This is a genomic window from Pantoea dispersa, assembly GCF_035783935.1.
GTDB lineage: Bacteria > Pseudomonadota > Gammaproteobacteria > Enterobacterales > Enterobacteriaceae > Pantoea > Pantoea dispersa_C.
This window is the reverse complement of the sequence record NZ_JALKOV010000005.1, coordinates 96,355-114,966: the sequence shown is the minus strand read 5'-3', so window position 1 is coordinate 114,966 and position 18,612 is coordinate 96,355. Positions and strand designations below refer to the sequence as shown.

Genomic DNA, 18,612 nt, shown 5'->3' with positions numbered 1-18,612 from the left:
TGCTGCCGTCACCAGCTCAGGGTGACGGTTAACGTATCGGTATAGGTCCCGGCGCGCGTCGGGCCGGGCAGGGTTAACAGGCCATAAATCGGCAGCACGATGTTGCTGGCGTTGCTGTAGCTCAGCGCTACCGGCGAGTTAACCGGAATCACCGTGGTGTGCGCCGCATTGGTATACAGGCTGTACGCCACGGTATTGGTGTTACTGGTATGTTTGAGGTTGCGGCTGCTGGTGTAATTGCTGCCGCCGTTGATGCTCATGCTGACGGCCGTACCCGGCGTGCAGGCGAGATTGATGGTGGTGCTTTGCACATAGCTGGCACTGACGCTGCTGCTCGCCACGCCGGATTGTGTGCCAAAATCCAGCGTGCCAAACACGCCGGTATTGGTACCGGAGACCACGCAGCCTGCCACCACTGACGCAGAGACCTGGAAGGTTGCCGTGGGCAAACTCCAGGCCGGGACACTCCCTATCAGCAGGGCCAGGCCGCCGGCGCGCTGCAGCCAGACCATCCTTCTTACCCCAACGCTGGCCTCAGTAATTCACCGCCACATTAATGGTGTCGGTGTAGGTGCCTGCCGGGATCAGCGGATTGAAACCGCCGCCGACGACGCGACCGTAAATGGCATAGTTAGTGCCGAGCGTCGGATCGGTGGTGCCGCTGGCGGCGATGTTGGTGTTATTGGCGATAGCGGTGGTAAAGGCGTTGTCGCTGTACAGGGTGTAAGCGATGCCCTGAGTATTGTCGGAGCCGAGCACCAGGTAGCGCGGCTGGCCGCTCACCGTGCCGTATACCGTGGCGGGCGCGGCGTTGCTGCTGGTCACCTGTACGTTAAACGTCTGGCCGGTGGTGCAGCGCACGTAGATCCCGTTACCGGCGGCGCCGACTAAGGTGGCGTTCAGGGTATCGAAGGTCGCCGCGCTGCTGCCGAAATTCAGGGTACCGAAGTTAACCCCGGTGGTGGCGGACTGGCCGTTCACCAGACAGCCGGTGGTGAGGGTCAGGGTCGCATTGATGGTTCCCGTTGTGGTGGCGGCAAAAACGGTTGCCGGGGCGAGCGCGGCGCTCAGGCTGGTAGCCAAAAGAAAAAGCTTGAGTTTCATAATCAATCCTTACTGATTATCCAAGGTCAGTGCTTTTTCGCCTGGTGATTCATTAATGAAACGAACCCGTAAATAACAAGACGCCGCGATCGGCAAACGAACATAATGCCCTGCCGCCTAAGAAAATTCTTAGAGGCTGACTTAGTGATTTATATCAGTTTTGTTTACTATAGAACACCCTTTTGCCGCTTGTACATCTGACCGGAGAATTTTTGCTAATCAATTGATTCTTTTCGCCGATAACGCAGTAATAACAAGGCCTGGCGAGCGGTTAAAAAAACCAAACTGCAAGTGATTCCTCCCTCTACCGCGACTTCGGGTTCAATGCTATGTTCATGCATTAATCAGATATCATTACTTTTCCCGGCCGCGACAGACGATGAGAATAAAAAATAGCCGTGCAATACCTCCAGTTATTACTGGATCTGTTTTCGTATTGCCGCATCGCCGGTGGCCATTACCTGCCTTTAATTGATGTTTTCACTTTTTCTGTTGTTAATTGACGATACCGCACCTGCGCCGCCGCGGGTTGAGTGGAGGAGCGCACATGTTGCTGGTTACCTGGGATAGCGTTCTGGTTGCCGTTTCGCTGATTGTCGCGTTTATTGCGGCGTTTACTGCGCTGGATACCGCCGGGCGCGTCGCCGTGTCGCGTGGCTTGCTGGCCAAACTGTGGCTGGTCGCCGGCGGAACCGCCATGGGCATTGGCATCTGGGCGATGCACTTCATCGGCATGCTGGCGATGATGATGCCAATGACCATGCGCTATGACATTCCGCTGACCGCCTTCTCACTGCTGCTGGCGATCCTCACCAGTATTTTCGCCTTTGCGCAGGGCCTGCAGGGCAGCCATCTGACGCGCCGCCGGCTGCTGCGCGGCACGGTGATCCTCGGCAGCGGCGTGGTCGCCATGCACTACTTCGGCATGATGGCGCTGCTGATTGAACCCGCCATTCACTGGGATTTCCGCCTGGTGGCGCTGTCGGTACTGATTGCCTACGGCGCATCCGGCACCGCGCTTTGGCTGGCGTTTCATCTGCGTCACGGCGAGAGCCTGCTGCTGATGCGCGCCTGCGCGGCGCTGGCGATGGGCGTTGCCATTGCCGGCATGCACTATACCGGCATGGCAGCAGCGCAGTTCAGCGCGCCGGGCAACATGCAGCACCACGGCATGGGGCAGGATGGCCTTGCGGTGTGGGTCACCATTATTACGCTGTCGATTCTTGGTCTGACGCTGCTGATCTCGATGCTGGATGCCCAGCTGCGCGCTGCGCGTCTTGCTGCCCGGCTGCGTCGCGCCAACAACGAGCTGCGTCAGCTGGCGCTGCATGACAATCTTACCGCGTTGCCCAATCGCGTGATGCTGGACCAGCAGCTCAGCACGCAAATCAAACAGGCGACGCTGGATGACCAGCACTTCGCCCTGATGTTTATGGATCTCGACGGCTTCAAAGCGGTAAACGATACCTGGGGCCATCACGTCGGCGATCGCTTATTGATCGCCGTGGCTGAACGCCTGCGCGCCCAGCTTGACGCGGGGATCTTACTGGCGCGCCTTGGCGGCGATGAGTTTGTCATGCTCTGTCCGCACTATGCAGCGTCGCAGGCTGAAGCGCTGGCGCAGCGGCTGGTGCACAGCATCGATGCGCCGTTTGAGCTGGATCGCTATTCGCTGCGCGTGTCGCTCAGCATCGGCATCGTGATCTTCCCGCAGCATGGCCGCAGCCCGCAGGAGATGATGTTCAACGCCGACTCGGCCATGTACCACACCAAGCACAGCGGGCGTAACGGCTGGAGCCTGTTTGAGCCGGTGATGAGCGCGGTGGCACAGCATCAGCTGGCGCTGGCTAACGACTTATGGAACGCGCTGGAATTTCAGGAGATGCGCCTGTTCTACCAGCCGAAGTTTCGCGCGGGCGGGACCATTCTGATGGGTTTTGAGGCGTTGCTGCGCTGGCAGCATCCGCGCCGCGGTTTGCTGATGCCGGATATGTTTCTGGCGCGCGCCGAGAAAACCGGCCAGATTGTGGCGCTCGGCAACTGGGTGATCAACGAAGCCTGCCGTCAGCTGCGACAGTGGCAGGACGAAGGCAACCGCGACTGGAGCGTGTCGGTTAACCTGTCAGCGCTGCAGTTCCATCAGCGCGATTTAATCGATACGCTGCGCCAGACGCTGCAGCGCTATCAGCTGCCGGAAGGCGCGCTGATGCTGGAGATCACTGAAAACATTGCCATGCGCGATCCGCAGTTTAGTCAGCAGCGCATCGCTGAGCTGCAGCGGCTGGGGGTTAAAGTGGCGATTGATAACTTTGGCATCGGCTACGCCAACCTGCTGCACCTCAAGCATCTGGAAGCCAGCGAGCTGAAAATCGACCGCGCCTTTATCAACAGCCTGCGCGCCGACAGCGAGGATGCAACCGTGGTAACCGCCATGCTGACGCTGGCGCAAAGCCTTAACCTGCGCATGGTGGCAGAGGGCGTGGAAACCGAGGAGCAGCAGCGCCTGCTGACCGGCCTCGGCTTCGATACGCTGCAGGGATATTTACTCGGCAAACCGACGCCGGCTGAGCGCATCGGCGAATTCACTACGGCACTGGCACCGCACTTTCCTGATAACGTGCTGCCGCTCACCGGCGCCTGACCAGCAATTTTTGTTCTCCTTCACATCGGAAGCTTTCATCGTTCAGTGACTCATATCGGCAGCCGGTCTGCCGATAATTTCAATTATAAAACCAACATTTTCTTTTTCATTTCAACAACACCACAGCTGACTTAACACAGCTTTATATGGGAAATCACTATGTTAGTGACTTCGTACGATCCGTTTACCGTGATTGTTTCAATCCTGGTGGCGATGCTGGCCTCCTTTACCGCGCTGGATATGGCGGGGCGTGTGGCTTCAACCTCCGGCCGGGTAGCGCTGGTCTGGCTGCTGGGCGGCGGTTTCGCCATGGGCGTAGGCATCTGGGCCATGCACTTCATCGGCATGCTGTCGATGAGCCTGGAAATGGTAATGAGCTACGATCCGCTGCTCACCGCCGCGTCGATGATCGTGGCAATTCTCGCCTCGATTTTTGCGCTGTGGCTGGTGTGCTCGTCCGTCGATCTGCCGTGGCGACGGCTGGTGGGCGGCGCGCTGGTGCTGGGATCCGGCGTAGTGGCGATGCACTACACCGGTATGGCGGCGCTGATGTTCGAGCCCGGTATCAGCTGGAACTGGGGCTGGATTGCGGTTTCGGTGCTGATTGCGCTGGTGGCCTCCGGTGCCGCGCTGTGGCTGGCGTTCAACCTGCGCGAAGGGCACGGTCGCCTCACGCTGCTGCGCTTTGGAGCTGCCGTGGTGATGGGCTGCGCCATTGCCGGCATGCACTATACCGGCATGGCGGCGGCCAACTTCCCGATGCACAGTCACGCCACGCATCATGGCGTGAACAGCGACTGGCTGGCCATGCTGGTCACGGTGGTGACGCTGGCGATCCTCGGCATTACGCTGCTGGTCTCAATGCTTGACGCGCGCATGCAGGCGCGCACCTCGATCCTCGCGCGTTCACTGGCGGAGGCCAACCGCGAGCTGGCGCAGCTGGCGCTGCACGATAATCTGACGCGGTTGCCGAACCGCATTCTGCTGGAGGATCGCCTGGAGCAGGCGATTAGCAAGGCCAATCGCGAGCGTTCGCAGTTCGCGCTGATGTTCATGGATCTCGACGGCTTCAAGGCGGTGAACGATGCCTTTGGTCACCACGTCGGCGATAACCTGCTGATTGCGGTAACTGAACGCATGACCAGCCAGATGAAAGGGCACTACACGCTGGCGCGCATGGGCGGCGATGAGTTCGTGCTGCTGATTGAGATTGGCGATCCCAACGATGCAGCGGCGGTAGCGGATATGCTGGTGAAAGCAGTGGATCGGCCATTTAGCGTCTCGCGCTACGAGCTGATGGTGTCGCTGAGTATCGGCATTGCCGTTTATCCCGGCGACGGCAAGGATGAGCGCGAGCTGATGTTTAACGCCGACGCCGCGATGTATCACACTAAAAACAACGGCCGCAACGGCTACAATTTCTTTCAGCCGTCGATGAACACGCTGGCGCAGTCGCAGCTGCAGCTCAACAACGATCTGTGGCAGGCGCTGGACAGCAACGAGCTGCGCCTGTTTTATCAGCCCAAGTACTGCGCGCCAAGCGGGCCGATCATTGGCTTTGAGGCGCTGCTGCGCTGGCAGCACCCGACGCGCGGTCTGCTGGCACCGGACACGTTTCTGCCGATCGCCGAGAAGACCGGGATGATCGTCAATATCGGCAACTGGGTGATCAACGAAGCCTGCCGCCAGCTGCATCTCTGGCACCGGCAGGGCCATCCAGACTGGTCGGTGGCGGTCAACCTCTCTGCGCTGCAGTTTGAGCAATGCAACCTGGTCGATACCGTCACACAGGCACTGGCGCAGCACCAGATTCCGGCCGAGCTGCTGACGCTGGAAGTCACCGAAACCACGGCGATGCGCGACCCGGAAGAGAGCGTGCGTATCCTGACCGAGCTGACCAACATGGGGGTAAAAGCCTCGATTGATGACTTCGGCACCGGCTACTCCAGCCTGTTGTATCTCAAGCGCTTACCGGCCAGCGAGCTGAAAATTGACCGCGCGTTCGTTAACGAGCTGCAGGCAAAATCGGAAGACGCGACCATTGTCTCCGCCATCGTCGCGCTGGCGCAGTCGCTGGATCTCAAAGTGGTGGCCGAAGGGGTAGAAACTCAGGAGCAGCAGGCGTTTCTCACCGGACTCGGCTGCGATACCCTGCAAGGCTATCTGCTGGGTAAACCGCTGCCGCCAGAGCGCATCAGCGAACTGCCGGATTTTGTTAAGGACAAACCCGGGGTGCTGACCGCGGTGAAGTAGGGCCTGTTGTTCGCCGCATCCTATTCCTCTCTCCGCGCGCGCGGTGTTTCTTTTCTTCCTCTCCCGCGTGCGCGTTGTGTGTCTTTTCTCCCTTTCCCGCGTGCGCGTTGTGTGTCTTTTCTCCCTTTCCCGCGTGCGCGTTGTGTGTCTTTTCTCCCTCTCCCGCGTGCGCGCTGTGTGCCTTTTCTCCCTCTTCCGAATGCGCGCGGTGTGTCTTTTCTCCCTCTCCCGAATGCGCGCTGTGTGTCTTTTCTCCCTCTCCCGCGTGCGCACAGTGTGTCTTTTCTCCCTCTCCCGCGTGCGGGAGAGGGCCGGGGTGAGGGCCAGACCGCACCACATCAAACAACAAAAAGCCGCAGCATCCCTGCCGCGGCTTTTATCTCATGCCCGCCTTAAAAAAGGGCGAAAAACACTTATACCAGCTCGACTTTCACCCCTTCCTGCACCAGCAGTTCAGCGTCACTACCGTTGTGGGAATAGACCTCATACTGCACGCCAGCTATGGTGACGGTGCCGGTTTGCTGAGTCCAGTTAGTCAGCAACTGTTCATCAGGGAGAATATCTTCAAGATGCACTGTTGCTCCCTCATCTCCCAGTATAACTAATTGTGTTTGTTCATTATCGATAAATAAATTCTTTGTCCCTTTATTTAAAATGTCATCCTGGGTTAAATGAAATTCCTCATTATCTTTTTCAATGTTAATAACCGAGGAATGATAGAATGTGCTAACAACTTCATTAGTATGAGCGTGGCTATCTTCTTCCTGGATGTTATTCAATTCATTTACTGGGGCGTTTTTGTAATCTGCTGCAGTGTATTTGATGTTGTCAATATCCAGGCCAGCACCTTCGTTTTTGATAATTATTTCGACATGATCGATTAGTTTCCCCTCAGGTGCGGTATAGGCTGTGGTTTTCCACGGACTATATTGAGTATGCGTTGTGGTGTAAATTACGTTATTATGTTGGTCGTAGACCTTGATGGTTGCAGGGTTTGATGCGTTTTCAATCCCGTAAAGATCAACTGAAAATGTTTTGGCATAATAGTCAAATACAATATCAATTGTCGCTGTGACTTTATCTCCACCTGCATAGAGATGACGAGATCCATTCGTGTCACTGATAACTAATGAATTTGGATTGCTCAGGTTTGAAAACTTTATTGTTCCCCCATCAATATTTAACCCTGATGATGAGACTTTTCCAACAGATTTTGAACTGAATGTTTCTGAGAAAGTTTTCCCAAAAATATCTGGTTGTATGTTCAGTTCAAATTGTGATGATTCCTTGCCTGATTCACCTGTTCTGGCTACAAATTGCCAGTTACCGTTAGGCAATTTTGTCTCCGGGATAAACGACCAGTTACCTGCGTGATCCGTTTTCACTGAGTGACCCGTATTCCAGCTGCCATCCTTAGCTCGATATTCGAGGTATACCACGGAGTTGGCTTCGGCCACACCCCGAATTTCTGGTGTCGCGTCATCAGTTGTCGCGCCGGATTTCAGCGAGCCGGTGAATTTACCCACGTTGTCAAACGCGCTCGTGATCTGTGGTATTAAACCCTCATCGGTGGCTATGGAGAGATCGAAGGTGCTTTTGCTGTTGTACGAGCCCGCATTATCACTCGCCGAAAACTGATAGCTGCCCGGCGAGAGACGATCGGTTTCATAGACCCAGTTGCCATCAGCGCCGGTCTGCACGCTGCCCAGCAGTTCCCAGTTACCCAGCACGTTACGGAAGTGAAGTTAGACAATGCTGTTCGCCTCCGCGCGGCCGTTCAGCGCTGGCGTGCGGTCATCGGTGATGGCGCCACTGTGTAACAGGCCGGTGTTGATGCCAAAATCATCCCACGCATGGGTAATAGAGAGTTCGCTTCCCGGCGTTAAATCGATCTCCAGCGTGAACTCATCGGTCCAGCCGCTGCCGGCGTAGGCGCGGAATTCCCACTTGCCTTCAGCCAGCGCTTTGTCCGGCGTCCAGCTCCATTCGGTGCCGTTCAGCGTGGCGTAGCCGCCGTCAACCCACTGGCCGTTCACGTCGCGGTACTGAATCAGCACGTTGCTGCCCGCCGGCGCGGTGCCGCGCAGGGTTGGCGTGGTGTCATCGGTCAGCGCGCCATTCAGCAGCTTGCCCTGTGCGGCACCCGCGTCGTCCAGCGCGTGGGTGATTTCCACTTTACCGGGAACCGGGATGGCGGCGTCGTCGGCAACGGTCAGCGTAAATGCCTCCGATGCCTGACTGACATAGCCGCGGCCATCGGTGGCAGTGACGTACAGTGAGTGCTCACCGTCAGCCAGCGTCGGAGTAATTTCCCAGTAGCCGTTGCTGCTGGCCTTGACGCTACCAATCAGCTGGTTCTGCGCGTTATACAGACGAACAATGCTGTCCGGCTCGGCCACGCCCTTCAGGGTCGGCGTGCGGTCATCGGTCTGCTGACCGGAACCTACCAGGCCGGTTTTATCGCCGAAATCATCTCCGACACCAATAATCAGCGGCTGGTCCGGCGCGGAGAGGTCGACGTTAACGATAAACAGCGAAGGCGCACCAATATTGCCGGCGCGGTCGATGGTGCGTACGGAGAGGTTATGCGGGCCTTCAGCCAGCGGAGATGGCGGCTGCCAGCTCCAGCTGCCGTCGGCGGCGATGGTCACGGTATAGACGGTAGAGTCCATGACGATTTCCATGATGCCGCCAGCTTCGGCCGGCGTTGAACCGCTGAAAGTGCGCTGCGGATTGGTGGTCCAGAGTTGTCTTGCGTTGGTGAGTGCTGTGCTCATGAGCTTATCCTGTTAGGTAATAATCACTGTCCTGGTGGGTCTGTCCGCATCAAACGGCAGGTGGCGATTATTAGTGGATCGGATAATTCTCCCAACGAGAACGGTCTTGAAGGAAATCCGCGCAGAAGCGGTTAAAGCAGGGATTTTTAACCGCCGCCACTGCAGGCAGGCTATACTGGCGCGCACGCAGGTCGCAGGGAACGGAGCCATGGCCAAATACCAGCAGCTGGTAGATCAGCTACGTACGCAAATTGAAGCACGCATCTGGCCGCCGGGTGAGAAACTGCCGTCGCTGCGCCAGCAGGCGGAGCAGAGCGGACTCAGCCTGATGACGGTGATGCACGCTTACGAAGTGCTGGAGAGCCAGGGCTGGATTGTGTCGAAGCCGCAATCGGGCTACTACGTGGCACCGCGCGCGGCGGAGAGCCGTCCGCGTTTGCCGACGCAGGCGATTGCCAAAACCGAGCAGGCCGATACCAACAGCTTCGTGTTTGATGTGCTGCAGGCAACGCGCGATCCGGCCATCATGCCGTTTGGCTCTGCCTTCCCCGATCCGGAACTGTTTCCTCAGCGCCAGCTGATGCGCTCGCTGGTGAAGGTCTCGCACAATCTTAAACCCACCGATGCCCTGAATAATCTGCCACCCGGTAATGAAGCGCTGCGAAAAATCCTCGCCCAGCGCTATGCGCAGCAGGGCATTACGCTGTCGCCGGATGACATCGTCATCACTAACGGGGCGATGGAAGCGCTGAATCTCAGCCTGCAGGCGGTGACCGAACCGGGCGACTGGGTGGTAATTGAGAATCCTTCCTTTTATGGCGCGTTACAGGCGATTGAACGGCTCAAGCTGAACGCGATTGCTATCGCCAGCGATGTGGAGCAGGGCATCGATCTGGATGAGCTGGAGCAGGCGCTGCAGCGCTGGCCGGTGAAAGCCTGCTGGCTGATGACCAACCGGCAGAATCCGCTTGGCTTCACGCTCAGCGCCGAGCGCAAGCAGCAGCTGGTGGCGCTGCTGACGCGTTATCAGGTAGCGATGATTGAGGACGACGTGTACAGCGATCTCTACCACGGTCACGATAAGCCGTTGCCGGCCCGAGCCTTCGACCGCGAAGGTTACGTGCTGCACTGCGGCAGCTTCTCGAAAAATCTGGTGGCAGGGTTTCGCGTCGGCTGGGTCGCGGCGGGGCGCTACGCGCAGCGCGTGCAGCGCATTCAGATGATGAGTACGCTCTCGACCAGCGCGCCGATGCAGCTGGCGCTGGCGGATTTTCTCAGTACCCGCAGCTATGACACACATCTGAAAAAGCTGCGGCAGACGCTGGCGAAGCGCAAACAGCTGGCACAGCAGGCGCTGCGCCGCGTGCTGCCCGCCGGGGCGCACATCAGCGACACGCCGGGAGGCTACTTTTTGTGGATTACCTTGCCGGAGCAGATCAATGCCACGCAGCTGTATCATCTGGCGCTGCAGCAGGGCATCAGCATCGCGCCGGGCCAACTGTTTTCCAGCAGCGAGCGTTTTAGCCACTGTTTCCGCTTCAACACCGCCTGGCCGTGGGATACGCGCGCCGAGGCGGCGGTGGAGACGCTGGGGGCGTTGATTGGCCAGCTGGCGCAGGGCGTTGCGGTAGAGAAATGAGTGGTTTTTCCCTCACAGCACCCGCAGCATTCTCACTTCGCAGTCCACGTGACCGGTACAGCCCAGCGCGCCATCAATCGGCTCAAAGCCCAGCGACTGATAAAGCTTGATGGCGCGCGTCAGGCTGCCGGTGGTCTCCAGGTAGCAGCGCCGGAACCCGCGCTGGCGGGCAAAATCCATTGCGCGCAGCGCCAGTTCGCGCGCTAAACCCAGCCCGCGCACCGACGGCAGGAAATACATCTTCTGCAACTCACAGATATCCGGTGCGCTGCAGGCGAGCGGTGCCACGCCGCCGCCGCCGACCACCTGACCTTCATGCTCCACAATCCAGTAAGCGCTGTTTGCCGCACTGTACAGCTCAAACAGCCGGTCGAGCTGCGGGTCGGACACGGTATAACCTTTATCCGCCGTCAGGCCGAACTCGGCGGAGACATCGCGGATCACCTGCGCAATTCGCGGATTATCGGCGGCGACAATCGGTCGCACCTGCAGGTTAAGTGGCGTGACGGTGGTCATCATAATCTTCCGATAGAAAAAAGCCGGGCAATGCCCGGCTTCGATTAAGCGTCAGGACTGAAGCGCTTACAATGCCGCAATCACGCCCTGCTGTTCAATCAGTTTTGCTTTTGATTGCTCCAGCTCAGCCACGCGCTCGCGCTCTTTCGCCACCACCGCTTCCGGTGCACGCGATACAAAGCCTTCGTTAGCCAGCTTGGTCTGAATCTTCTCGATCTCGACATCCAGCTTCACCAGCTCTTTCGCCAGACGCTCCAGCTCGGCTTCCTTGTTGACCAGATCCGCCATCGGGATCAGCAGCTCTGCGCCATCAACAATTTTGGTCACCGAGACGGGACCTTTCTCGCCGGCTGGCAGAATGGTCAGGCTCTCCAGACGCGCCAGGCGCGACAGGAAGGTGCGGTTCTCTTCGACACGACGCTGCGCCGCTGGCGAGCAGTCGCGCAGCAGCACGTCGAGCGGCTTGCTCGGCGCGATGTTCATTTCAGCACGGATATTACGCACCGCCACAATCGCCTGCTTCATCCACTCGATATCGGCTTTGGCCTCTGCATCTTCCTTCGCCGCGTCATACTGCGGGAACGGCTGCAGCATGATGGTATCGTGGTCGATGTTCTTCAGCACTTTCACGCGCTGCCAGATGGTCTCGGTAATGAACGGGATGATCGGATGTGCGAGGCGCAGCAAGGCTTCCAGCACCGTTACCAGCGTGTTGCGCGTGCCGCGCAGCTCCGCTTCGCTGCCGCTGTTCATCACCGGCTTGGTCAGCTCCAGATACCAGTCACAGAACTGGTTCCAGGTGAAGTCGTACAGAATGTTGGCTGCGATATCAAAGCGATAGCTATCCAGCGCTTCGCGGTACGCTTTCACGGTGCTGTTGAATTCTGTCAGGATCCAGCGATCCGCCAGCGACAGCTTCAGTTCGCCGCCGTTCTGGCCGCAATCCTGATCTTCGGTGTTCATCAGCACGAAGCGGCTGGCGTTCCACAGCTTGTTACAGAAGTTGCGGTAGCCTTCCAGGCGCTTCATATCCCAGTTGATGTCGCGACCGGTGGACGCCAGCGCGGCGAGGGTGAAGCGCAGCGCATCGGTGCCGGAAGGCACGATACCGTACGGGAACTGCTTCTCGGTGCGTTTGCGAATCTTCTCAGCCAGCTGCGGCTGCATCATGTTACCGGTGCGTTTCTCCAGCAGATCTTCCAGCGAAATGCCGTCCACCATATCCAGTGGATCGATGACGTTGCCTTTCGACTTGGACATCTTCTGGCCTTCTTCATCGCGGATCAAACCAGTCATGTAGACGGTTTTAAACGGTACCTGCGGCTTGCCGTTTTCATCTTTGATGAAGTGCATGGTCAGCATGATCATGCGCGCAATCCAGAAGAAGATGATGTCGAAGCCGCTCACCAGAACGCTGGTAGGATGGAAGGTGCGCAGCGCTTCGGTGTTCTCCGGCCAGCCGAGGGTCGAGAACGTCCACAGGCCGGAAGAGAACCAGGTGTCGAGCACGTCGTCATCCTGGCGCAGCGTCACGTCGGCGGCCAGATTGTTTTCCTGACGCACTTCTTCTTCACTGCGGCCGACATAGACGTTACCGTTGTTGTCGTACCAGGCCGGAATGCGGTGACCCCACCACAGCTGACGCGAGATGCACCAGTCCTGGATGTCGCGCATCCACGAGAAGTACATGTTTTCATACTGCTTCGGCACAAACTGAATGTCGCCGTTTTCTACCGCTTCCACCGCGACTTTCGCCAGCGGTGCGGTGCGCACGTACCACTGATCGGTCAGCATCGGCTCGATCACCACGCCGCCGCGGTCACCGTATGGCACCGTCAGATCGTGCGGTTTGATCTCTTCCAGCAGGCCGAGCTCGTCAACCGCCGCGACAATCGCTTTACGCGCGGCAAAACGCTCCATCTTCTGGAACTGTGCCGGAATTTCATCGGAACAGGCATCGCTGACTTCACCGTTGGTGTCGAACACTTCCGCACGCTCGCGGATGTCGCCATCAAAGGTCAGGATGTTGATCATCGGCAGCTTGTGACGACGGCCCACTTCGTAGTCGTTGAAGTCGTGCGCCGGGGTGATCTTCACGCAGCCGGTGCCTTTCTCCATATCGGCGTGTTCGTCGCCGACGATCGGAATACGACGGTTCACCAGCGGCAGGATCACTTCTTTGCCGATCAGATCTTTATAACGCGGATCTTCCGGGTTGACCGCCACGCCGGTATCGCCCAGCAGGGTTTCCGGACGCGTGGTGGCTACCACCAGATAATCTTTACCTTCGGCGGTTTTCACGCCGTCTGCCAGCGGATAGCGAATGTGCCACATCGAGCCTTTGCTCTCGCGGTTTTCCACTTCGAGGTCAGAGATCGCCGTGCGCAGTTTCGGGTCCCAGTTCACCAGGCGCTTGCCGCGGTAAATCAGGTTTTCTTTGTACAGACGGACGAAGACTTCTTTCACCGCGTTGGACAGGCCTTCATCCATGGTGAAGCGCTCGCGCTCCCAGTCAACCGAGTTGCCGAGGCGACGCATCTGGCGGGTGATGGTGCCGCCGGATTCGGCTTTCCACTGCCAGATTTTTTCGATAAACGCATCGCGGCCGTAATCCTGACGCGTTTTGCCCTCTTCAGCGGCGATCTTGCGCTCAACCACCATCTGCGTGGCGATACCGGCGTGGTCCGTACCTGCCTGCCACAGGGTGTTTTTACCCTGCATGCGCTGGTAGCGGATCATGGTATCCATGATGGTTTGCTGGAAGGCGTGACCCATATGCAAGCTACCGGTGACGTTCGGCGGCGGGATCATGATGCAAAAGCTTTCCTGGCTGGTATCGCCATTCGGTTTGAAGTAGCCCTGCTGTTCCCAGTGCTCGTAGAGCGGCTGCTCGATATCTTGCGGGTTATATGTCTTTTCCATATCTGCTATGTCGTTTGCGGCGGGGGTGGCGTCGCCGTATTCAATTGGAAACCAACGCTGCGATACGCTTTATAGCGGTCGCGCGCCAGTTGTTTCAGGGATTCTTCATAAGGTACGAAGTCTATCACTTCATGGAAACCGGTAGCAAAATCTGCGAACTGCGGCAGCAGGCTGATCAGCAGATCGCGCGGCGTACTGCCGCGTCGCTGTGGCCAGGCCAGTTCGACCGGTGCGCCGTAGCGCGGGCCTTCGCCTGCCAGATTGTGTGGCACAAAGGCATTGGCCGGACGCTGCCACAGCGCTTCATCCAGCCGATTGGCCTGCTGTTCATTTTCGCAGGCAATCAGGATGCGCTTACCGTCTCGCCAGCGGCTGGCAGCCAACTCGCACACCAGCGCTTCGATGGCGCTTAAGCCGTCGCTGGCGCTTTCAGACTCCATCACGTAGAAGGTGGCGTTTTTCATGGCAGGTTGTTTCCGTCAGTAACTCTGGGGCGCATTGTGCGACAGTAAGATTGCGGCGTCCAATAATAAGGTCGCCATGAACGGCGACCCTGTAAACCGTGCGGCGGATAATCAGGTCGCCATAAATGGCGACCCTACACCGTAGGGTGCGCGGTAATACGTATCATCACACTCGTAGGGTGCGCATTCATGCGCACCGTATCAATGGCCGCACGGCGTCAAACGCATTCATGCGCACCGTTCCAATGACCGCACGGTGTCAAACGCATTCATGCGCACCGTTGCAGGATTCGCCCCGGCTCTTAATCGTCGCCGTTCAGGCCAGCGCGGTTCAGCAGGAACTGCGACAGCAGCGGCACCGGACGGCCGGTCGCGCCTTTGGCTTTACCGGAGCGCCAGGCGGTGCCGGCGATATCCAGGTGCGCCCAGTTAAACTTACGCGCGAAGCGTGCCAGGAAGCAGGCGGCGGTAATCGCGCCGCCCGGACGGCCACCGATGTTGGCCATATCGGCAAAGTTGGATTCCAGCTGCTCCTGATACTCATCGGCCATCGGCAGACGCCATGCGCGGTCGCCCGACTGCTCTGAGGCGCTGATCAGCTCGTGCGCCAGCGGATTGTGGTTCGACATCAACCCGCTGACGTGGTGGCCCAGCGCGATCACGCAGGCACCAGTCAGGGTAGCGACGTCAATCACCACTTCTGGATCGAAGCGCTCAACGTAGGTCAGCGCATCGCACAGCACCAGACGGCCCTCGGCATCGGTATTCAGCACTTCAACCGTCTGGCCGGACATGGTGGTCAGCACGTCGCCCGGACGCATCGCGCGCCCGTCCGGCATGTTCTCACAGCCTACCAGCACGCCAACCACGTTCAGCGGCAGATTCAGCTCCGCCACCATGCGCATCACGCCGTACACCGACGCCGCGCCGCACATATCGTATTTCATCTCATCCATCGCCTCGGCAGGCTTGATGGAAATACCGCCGGAGTCAAAGGTCAGCCCTTTGCCCACCAGCACGATAGGACGCGCATCGGTGTCGCTGCTGCCTTTGTACTCAATCACCGACATCAGCGACTCATTGTGCGAACCGGCACCGACCGCCAGATAGGCGTTCATGCCCAGCTCTTTCATCTGCTGTTCGCCAATCACACGGGTGGTGACGTTTTTGCTGTAGGCATCAGCCAGCTGACGCGCCTGTGATGCCAGATACGCGGCGTTACAAATATTCGGCGGCATGTTGCTCAGGTCTTTCGCCGCTTTGACGCCGGCGGCAACGGCCAGACCGTGCTGAATAGCGCGTTCGCCGCTGGTCAGCTCACGGCGGGTCGGCACGTTGAACACCAGCTTGCGCAGCGGACGACGCGGCTCAACCTTGTTGCTTTTCAACTGGTCGAAGTTGTACAGCGCCTCTTTGGACGTTTCCACCGCCTGGCGCACTTTCCAGTAGGTGTTGCGCCCTTTAACGTGCAGCTCGGTCAGGAAGCACACTGCTTCCATCGATCCGGTGTCGTTCAGGGTATTGATGGTTTTCTGAATCACCTGTTTGTACTGGCGCTCATCCAGCTCGCGCTCTTTACCACAGCCGATCAGCAGGATACGTTCAGACAGGATATTGGGCACATGGTGCAGCAGCAGCGTCTGGCCCACTTTGCCTTCCAGCTCACCGCGGCGCAGCAGCGCGCTGATATAGCCATCGCTGATCTTATCCAGCTGCTCAGCAATCGGTGATAAACGACGCGGTTCGAAAACGCCAACCACAATGCAGGCGCTGCGCTGTTTTTCCGGGCTACCGCTTTTTACACTGAACTCCATGCACTCTCCTGAATCTTAAAGACAACGGCCTTAGCTGTCGTTAGAATGTAGCGCGTTCGTAACCCATTAATTTGTTGCGACGCCATGACAATTTAACGCCGGCGGCCATAATGAGTGGGGTGACAATGTGTTGTTTTTTCACCACCCTAACGCGTTCGTCATACTATTTTAGCTACCATGACGGCCATTGATGAAGAAAAATGGCTGATAAGCGTTGAAACTAGCGATTTTCCTGCAAAAAGACAAGTTTTCACAGGCGTACTAAGCGTGATCATCATTAGATATCTGGTTCGGGAAACGCTCAAAAGCCAGCTGGCTATCCTGTTCATCCTGCTACTTATCTTCTTTTGCCAGAAGTTAGTCAGGATTTTGGGTGCGGCGGTGGATGGCGAAATCCCAACAAATCTGGTTCTGACATTGTTAGGACTTGGCGTGCCTGAAATGGCACAACTTATCCTGCCCCTAAGCTTGTTTCTGGCGATTTTAATGACCCTTGGGCGGCTGTACACCGAAAGTGAAATCACGGTGATGCACGCCTGCGGGCTGGGTAAAGGCGTCCTGATTAAAGCGGCGATGATCCTGATGCTGTTCACCTCGCTGGTGGCGGCGGTCAACGTGATCTGGCTTGGCCCATGGTCCTCGCGCTATCAGGATGAAGTGACACAAAATGCCAAAGCCAACCCGGGTGCGGCGGCGCTGGCGGCAGGGCAGTTCCAGACCTCCAGCGACGGCAACACCGTGCTGTTCGTCGAAGACGTGAAGGGCAACAAATTCGGCAGCGTGTTCCTGGCGCAGCTGCGGCCGAAGGGCAACGCGCGGCCGTCGGTGGTGCTTGCTGACAGCGGTCACATGGAGCAGCACAAAGATGGCTCGCAGACGGTGACGCTGGACAAAGGCACGCGCTTTGAAGGCACGGCACTGCTGCGTGACTTCCGTATTACCGACTTCGTCAATTATCAGGCGGTGGTGGGGTATAAAGAGGCGGTGCTCGATCCCAACGATGCCGATCAGGCCGATATCAGCACGCTGATCAAAACCAAAACGCCGCAGTTCCAGGCGGAGCTGCACTGGCGTCTGACGCTGGTGTTCGCCGTGCTGGTGATGGCGCTGATGGTGGTGCCGCTCAGCGTGGTTAACCCGCGCCAGGGCCGCGTGCTGTCAATGTTGCCGGCGATGCTGCTCTACCTGATCTTCTTCCTGCTGCAGAGTTCGCTGCGCTCCAACGCGGCGAAAGGCCGGTTTGATCCGGCGATCTGGATGTGGGTGGTCAACCTGGCGTATCTGGCGCTGGCGGTCGCGCTCAACGTGTGGGATACCGTACCGATGCGCCGCTTCCGCGCGCGCTTTAGCCGTGGAGGATCCGTGTGATGTTTAAGGTCCTTGACCGCTATATCGGCAAAACCATCTTCAACACCATCATGATGACGCTGTTCATGCTGGTGTCGCTGTCGGGCATCATTAAGTTCGTCGATCAGCTGCGTAAAACCGGGCAGGGCGCGTATACCGCGCTGGATGCCGGTTATTACACGCTGCTCAGCGTGCCGAAAGATATCGAGATCTTCTTCCCGATGGCGGCGCTGCTGGGCGCGCTGCTGGGGCTGGGCACGCTGGCGCAGCGCAGCGAACTGGTGGTGATGCAGGCCTCCGGCTTTACCCGTCTGCAGGTGGCGCTGGCGGTAATGAAAACCGCGATTCCGCTGGTGCTGCTGACCATGGCGGTGGGCGAGTTTGTCGCCCCGCAGGGCGAGCAGATGGCGCGTAACTACCGGGCGCAGCAGCTGTACGGCGGCTCGCTGGTCTCGACGCAAAACGGCCTGTGGGCGAAAGACGGCAACGACTTTATCTACATTGAGCGCATCAAAGGCGACAATGAGATCGATGGCGTCAGCATCTATCGCTTCACCGATCAGCGGCGTCTGCTGAGCGTGCGCTATGCCGCCACCGCGACCTGGAAAAAAGATCGCAAACTGTGGGAGCTGTCGCAGGTGGATGAGTCGGACCTGAAAGATCCGAAGCAGATTACCGGTTCACAGAGCCTGAGCGGTGAATGGAAAACTAACCTGACGCCAGACAAGCTCGGCGTGGTGGCGCTGGACCCGGATGCGCTGTCGATCAGCGGTCTGTATAACTACAGCAAATACCTCAAGCAGAGCGGCCAGGAGTCCGGGCGTTACCTGCTGAATATGTGGGGCAAAATCTTCCAGCCGCTGTCGGTGGCGGTGATGATGCTGATGGCGCTGTCGTTTATCTTTGGTCCGCTGCGTAGCGTATCGATGGGTGTGCGCGTAGTCACCGGCATCAGCTTTGGCTTCCTGTTCTACGTGCTGGATCAGATCTTCGGGCCGCTAAGCCTGGTGTACGGTTTACCGCCGGTGCTGGGCGCGATTCTGCCGAGCGGCGCGTTCTTTGCTATCAGTTTGTATCTGTTGCTGAAGCGGCGGTAGGGAGTGTTGCAGGGGCGCGATTCGGGGCGCCCCTGTCA

13 protein-coding genes are annotated in these 18,612 nt (G+C 58.1%); 5 read left to right on the top strand and 8 right to left on the bottom strand.

The window, feature by feature from the left end:
* Positions 1–8: 8 nt before the first annotated feature.
* Positions 9–512, bottom strand: a complete 504-nt coding sequence (locus tag MXF20_RS11880; protein ID WP_325969537.1) for a spore coat U domain-containing protein — start codon at positions 510–512, stop codon at positions 9–11.
* Positions 513–534: 22 nt separating this feature from the next.
* Positions 535–1,104: a spore coat protein U domain-containing protein gene (locus MXF20_RS11875; protein ID WP_325969536.1), complete on the bottom strand. Its 570-nt coding sequence runs from the start codon at positions 1,102–1,104 to the stop codon at positions 535–537.
* Between the two features lie 547 nt (positions 1,105–1,651).
* Between MXF20_RS11875 and MXF20_RS11870 the strand changes: the two genes are divergently transcribed.
* A complete protein-coding gene (locus MXF20_RS11870) occupies positions 1,652–3,745 on the top strand; it encodes a putative bifunctional diguanylate cyclase/phosphodiesterase (RefSeq protein ID WP_325969535.1) in 2,094 nt (697 codons plus the stop codon).
* Positions 3,746–3,904: 159 nt separating this feature from the next.
* Positions 3,905–5,998, top strand: coding sequence for a putative bifunctional diguanylate cyclase/phosphodiesterase (locus MXF20_RS11865; protein ID WP_325969534.1), 2,094 nt, complete (start codon positions 3,905–3,907; stop codon positions 5,996–5,998).
* A 413-nt stretch (positions 5,999–6,411) separates the two neighbouring features.
* Here MXF20_RS11865 and MXF20_RS11860 read toward each other — a convergent pair whose 3' ends face one another.
* Positions 6,412–7,728: an Ig-like domain-containing protein gene (locus MXF20_RS11860; RefSeq protein WP_325969533.1), complete on the bottom strand. Its 1,317-nt coding sequence runs from the start codon at positions 7,726–7,728 to the stop codon at positions 6,412–6,414.
* A 15-nt stretch (positions 7,729–7,743) separates the two neighbouring features.
* Positions 7,744–8,775 carry an Ig-like domain-containing protein gene (locus tag MXF20_RS11855; RefSeq protein WP_325969532.1) on the bottom strand — a complete coding sequence of 344 codons (1,032 nt, stop codon included), beginning with the start codon at positions 8,773–8,775 and terminating at the stop codon, positions 7,744–7,746.
* Between the two features lie 208 nt (positions 8,776–8,983).
* On the opposite strand from MXF20_RS11855, the gene MXF20_RS11850 reads away from it, so the two are divergent.
* The gene (locus MXF20_RS11850) at positions 8,984–10,414 is read left to right on the top strand and encodes a PLP-dependent aminotransferase family protein (RefSeq protein WP_325969531.1); all 1,431 of its coding nucleotides are present in this window, start codon (positions 8,984–8,986) and stop codon (positions 10,412–10,414) included.
* 12 nt (positions 10,415–10,426) lie between these two features.
* Here MXF20_RS11850 and MXF20_RS11845 read toward each other — a convergent pair whose 3' ends face one another.
* The 4 genes from MXF20_RS11845 to pepA all read right to left on the bottom strand — a co-directional run bounded on the left by MXF20_RS11845 (position 10,427) and on the right by pepA (position 16,130).
* Positions 10,427–10,933, bottom strand: a complete 507-nt coding sequence (locus MXF20_RS11845) for a GNAT family N-acetyltransferase (protein ID WP_418936851.1) — start codon at positions 10,931–10,933, stop codon at positions 10,427–10,429.
* Positions 10,934–10,996: 63 nt separating this feature from the next.
* Positions 10,997–13,852: a valine--tRNA ligase gene (locus MXF20_RS11840; RefSeq protein WP_325969530.1), complete on the bottom strand. Its 2,856-nt coding sequence runs from the start codon at positions 13,850–13,852 to the stop codon at positions 10,997–10,999.
* A gap of 5 nt (positions 13,853–13,857) precedes the next feature.
* Entirely contained in the window at positions 13,858–14,316 is a 459-nt protein-coding gene (locus MXF20_RS11835; RefSeq protein WP_325969529.1) for a DNA polymerase III subunit chi, read from the bottom strand.
* 302 nt (positions 14,317–14,618) lie between these two features.
* A complete protein-coding gene (pepA, locus tag MXF20_RS11830) occupies positions 14,619–16,130 on the bottom strand; it encodes a leucyl aminopeptidase (RefSeq protein WP_325969528.1) in 1,512 nt (503 codons plus the stop codon).
* A 267-nt stretch (positions 16,131–16,397) separates the two neighbouring features.
* On the opposite strand from pepA, the gene lptF reads away from it, so the two are divergent.
* Together lptF and lptG are read left to right on the top strand one after the other, a co-directional pair.
* Positions 16,398–17,498 (top strand): LPS export ABC transporter permease LptF, encoded by a 1,101-nt coding sequence (lptF, locus tag MXF20_RS11825; protein ID WP_325969527.1) that lies wholly within the window; start codon positions 16,398–16,400, stop codon positions 17,496–17,498.
* Complete coding sequence (gene lptG / locus MXF20_RS11820; protein ID WP_325969526.1) at positions 17,498–18,574, top strand: LPS export ABC transporter permease LptG; 1,077 nt, start codon at positions 17,498–17,500, stop codon at positions 18,572–18,574. The genes lptF and lptG overlap by 1 nt, the downstream gene beginning before the upstream one ends.
* Positions 18,575–18,612: the final 38 nt, after the last annotated feature.

Coding starts and splice junctions, on each gene's coding strand:
- MXF20_RS11880 (WP_325969537.1), bottom strand. CDS start 512: ATGGTCTGGCTGCAGCGCGCCGGCGGCCTGGCCCTGCTGATAGGGAGT.
- MXF20_RS11865 (WP_325969534.1), top strand. CDS start 3,905: ATGTTAGTGACTTCGTACGATCCGTTTACCGTGATTGTTTCAATCCTG.
- MXF20_RS11840 (WP_325969530.1), bottom strand. CDS start 13,852: ATGGAAAAGACATATAACCCGCAAGATATCGAGCAGCCGCTCTACGAG.
- MXF20_RS11845 (WP_418936851.1), bottom strand. CDS start 10,933: ATGATGACCACCGTCACGCCACTTAACCTGCAGGTGCGACCGATTGTC.
- MXF20_RS11835 (WP_325969529.1), bottom strand. CDS start 14,316: ATGAAAAACGCCACCTTCTACGTGATGGAGTCTGAAAGCGCCAGCGAC.
- MXF20_RS11855 (WP_325969532.1), bottom strand. CDS start 8,775: ATGAGCACAGCACTCACCAACGCAAGACAACTCTGGACCACCAATCCG.
- lptG (WP_325969526.1), top strand. CDS start 17,498: ATGTTTAAGGTCCTTGACCGCTATATCGGCAAAACCATCTTCAACACC.
- pepA (WP_325969528.1), bottom strand. CDS start 16,130: ATGGAGTTCAGTGTAAAAAGCGGTAGCCCGGAAAAACAGCGCAGCGCC.
- MXF20_RS11850 (WP_325969531.1), top strand. CDS start 8,984: ATGGCCAAATACCAGCAGCTGGTAGATCAGCTACGTACGCAAATTGAA.
- MXF20_RS11875 (WP_325969536.1), bottom strand. CDS start 1,104: ATGAAACTCAAGCTTTTTCTTTTGGCTACCAGCCTGAGCGCCGCGCTC.
- MXF20_RS11870 (WP_325969535.1), top strand. CDS start 1,652: ATGTTGCTGGTTACCTGGGATAGCGTTCTGGTTGCCGTTTCGCTGATT.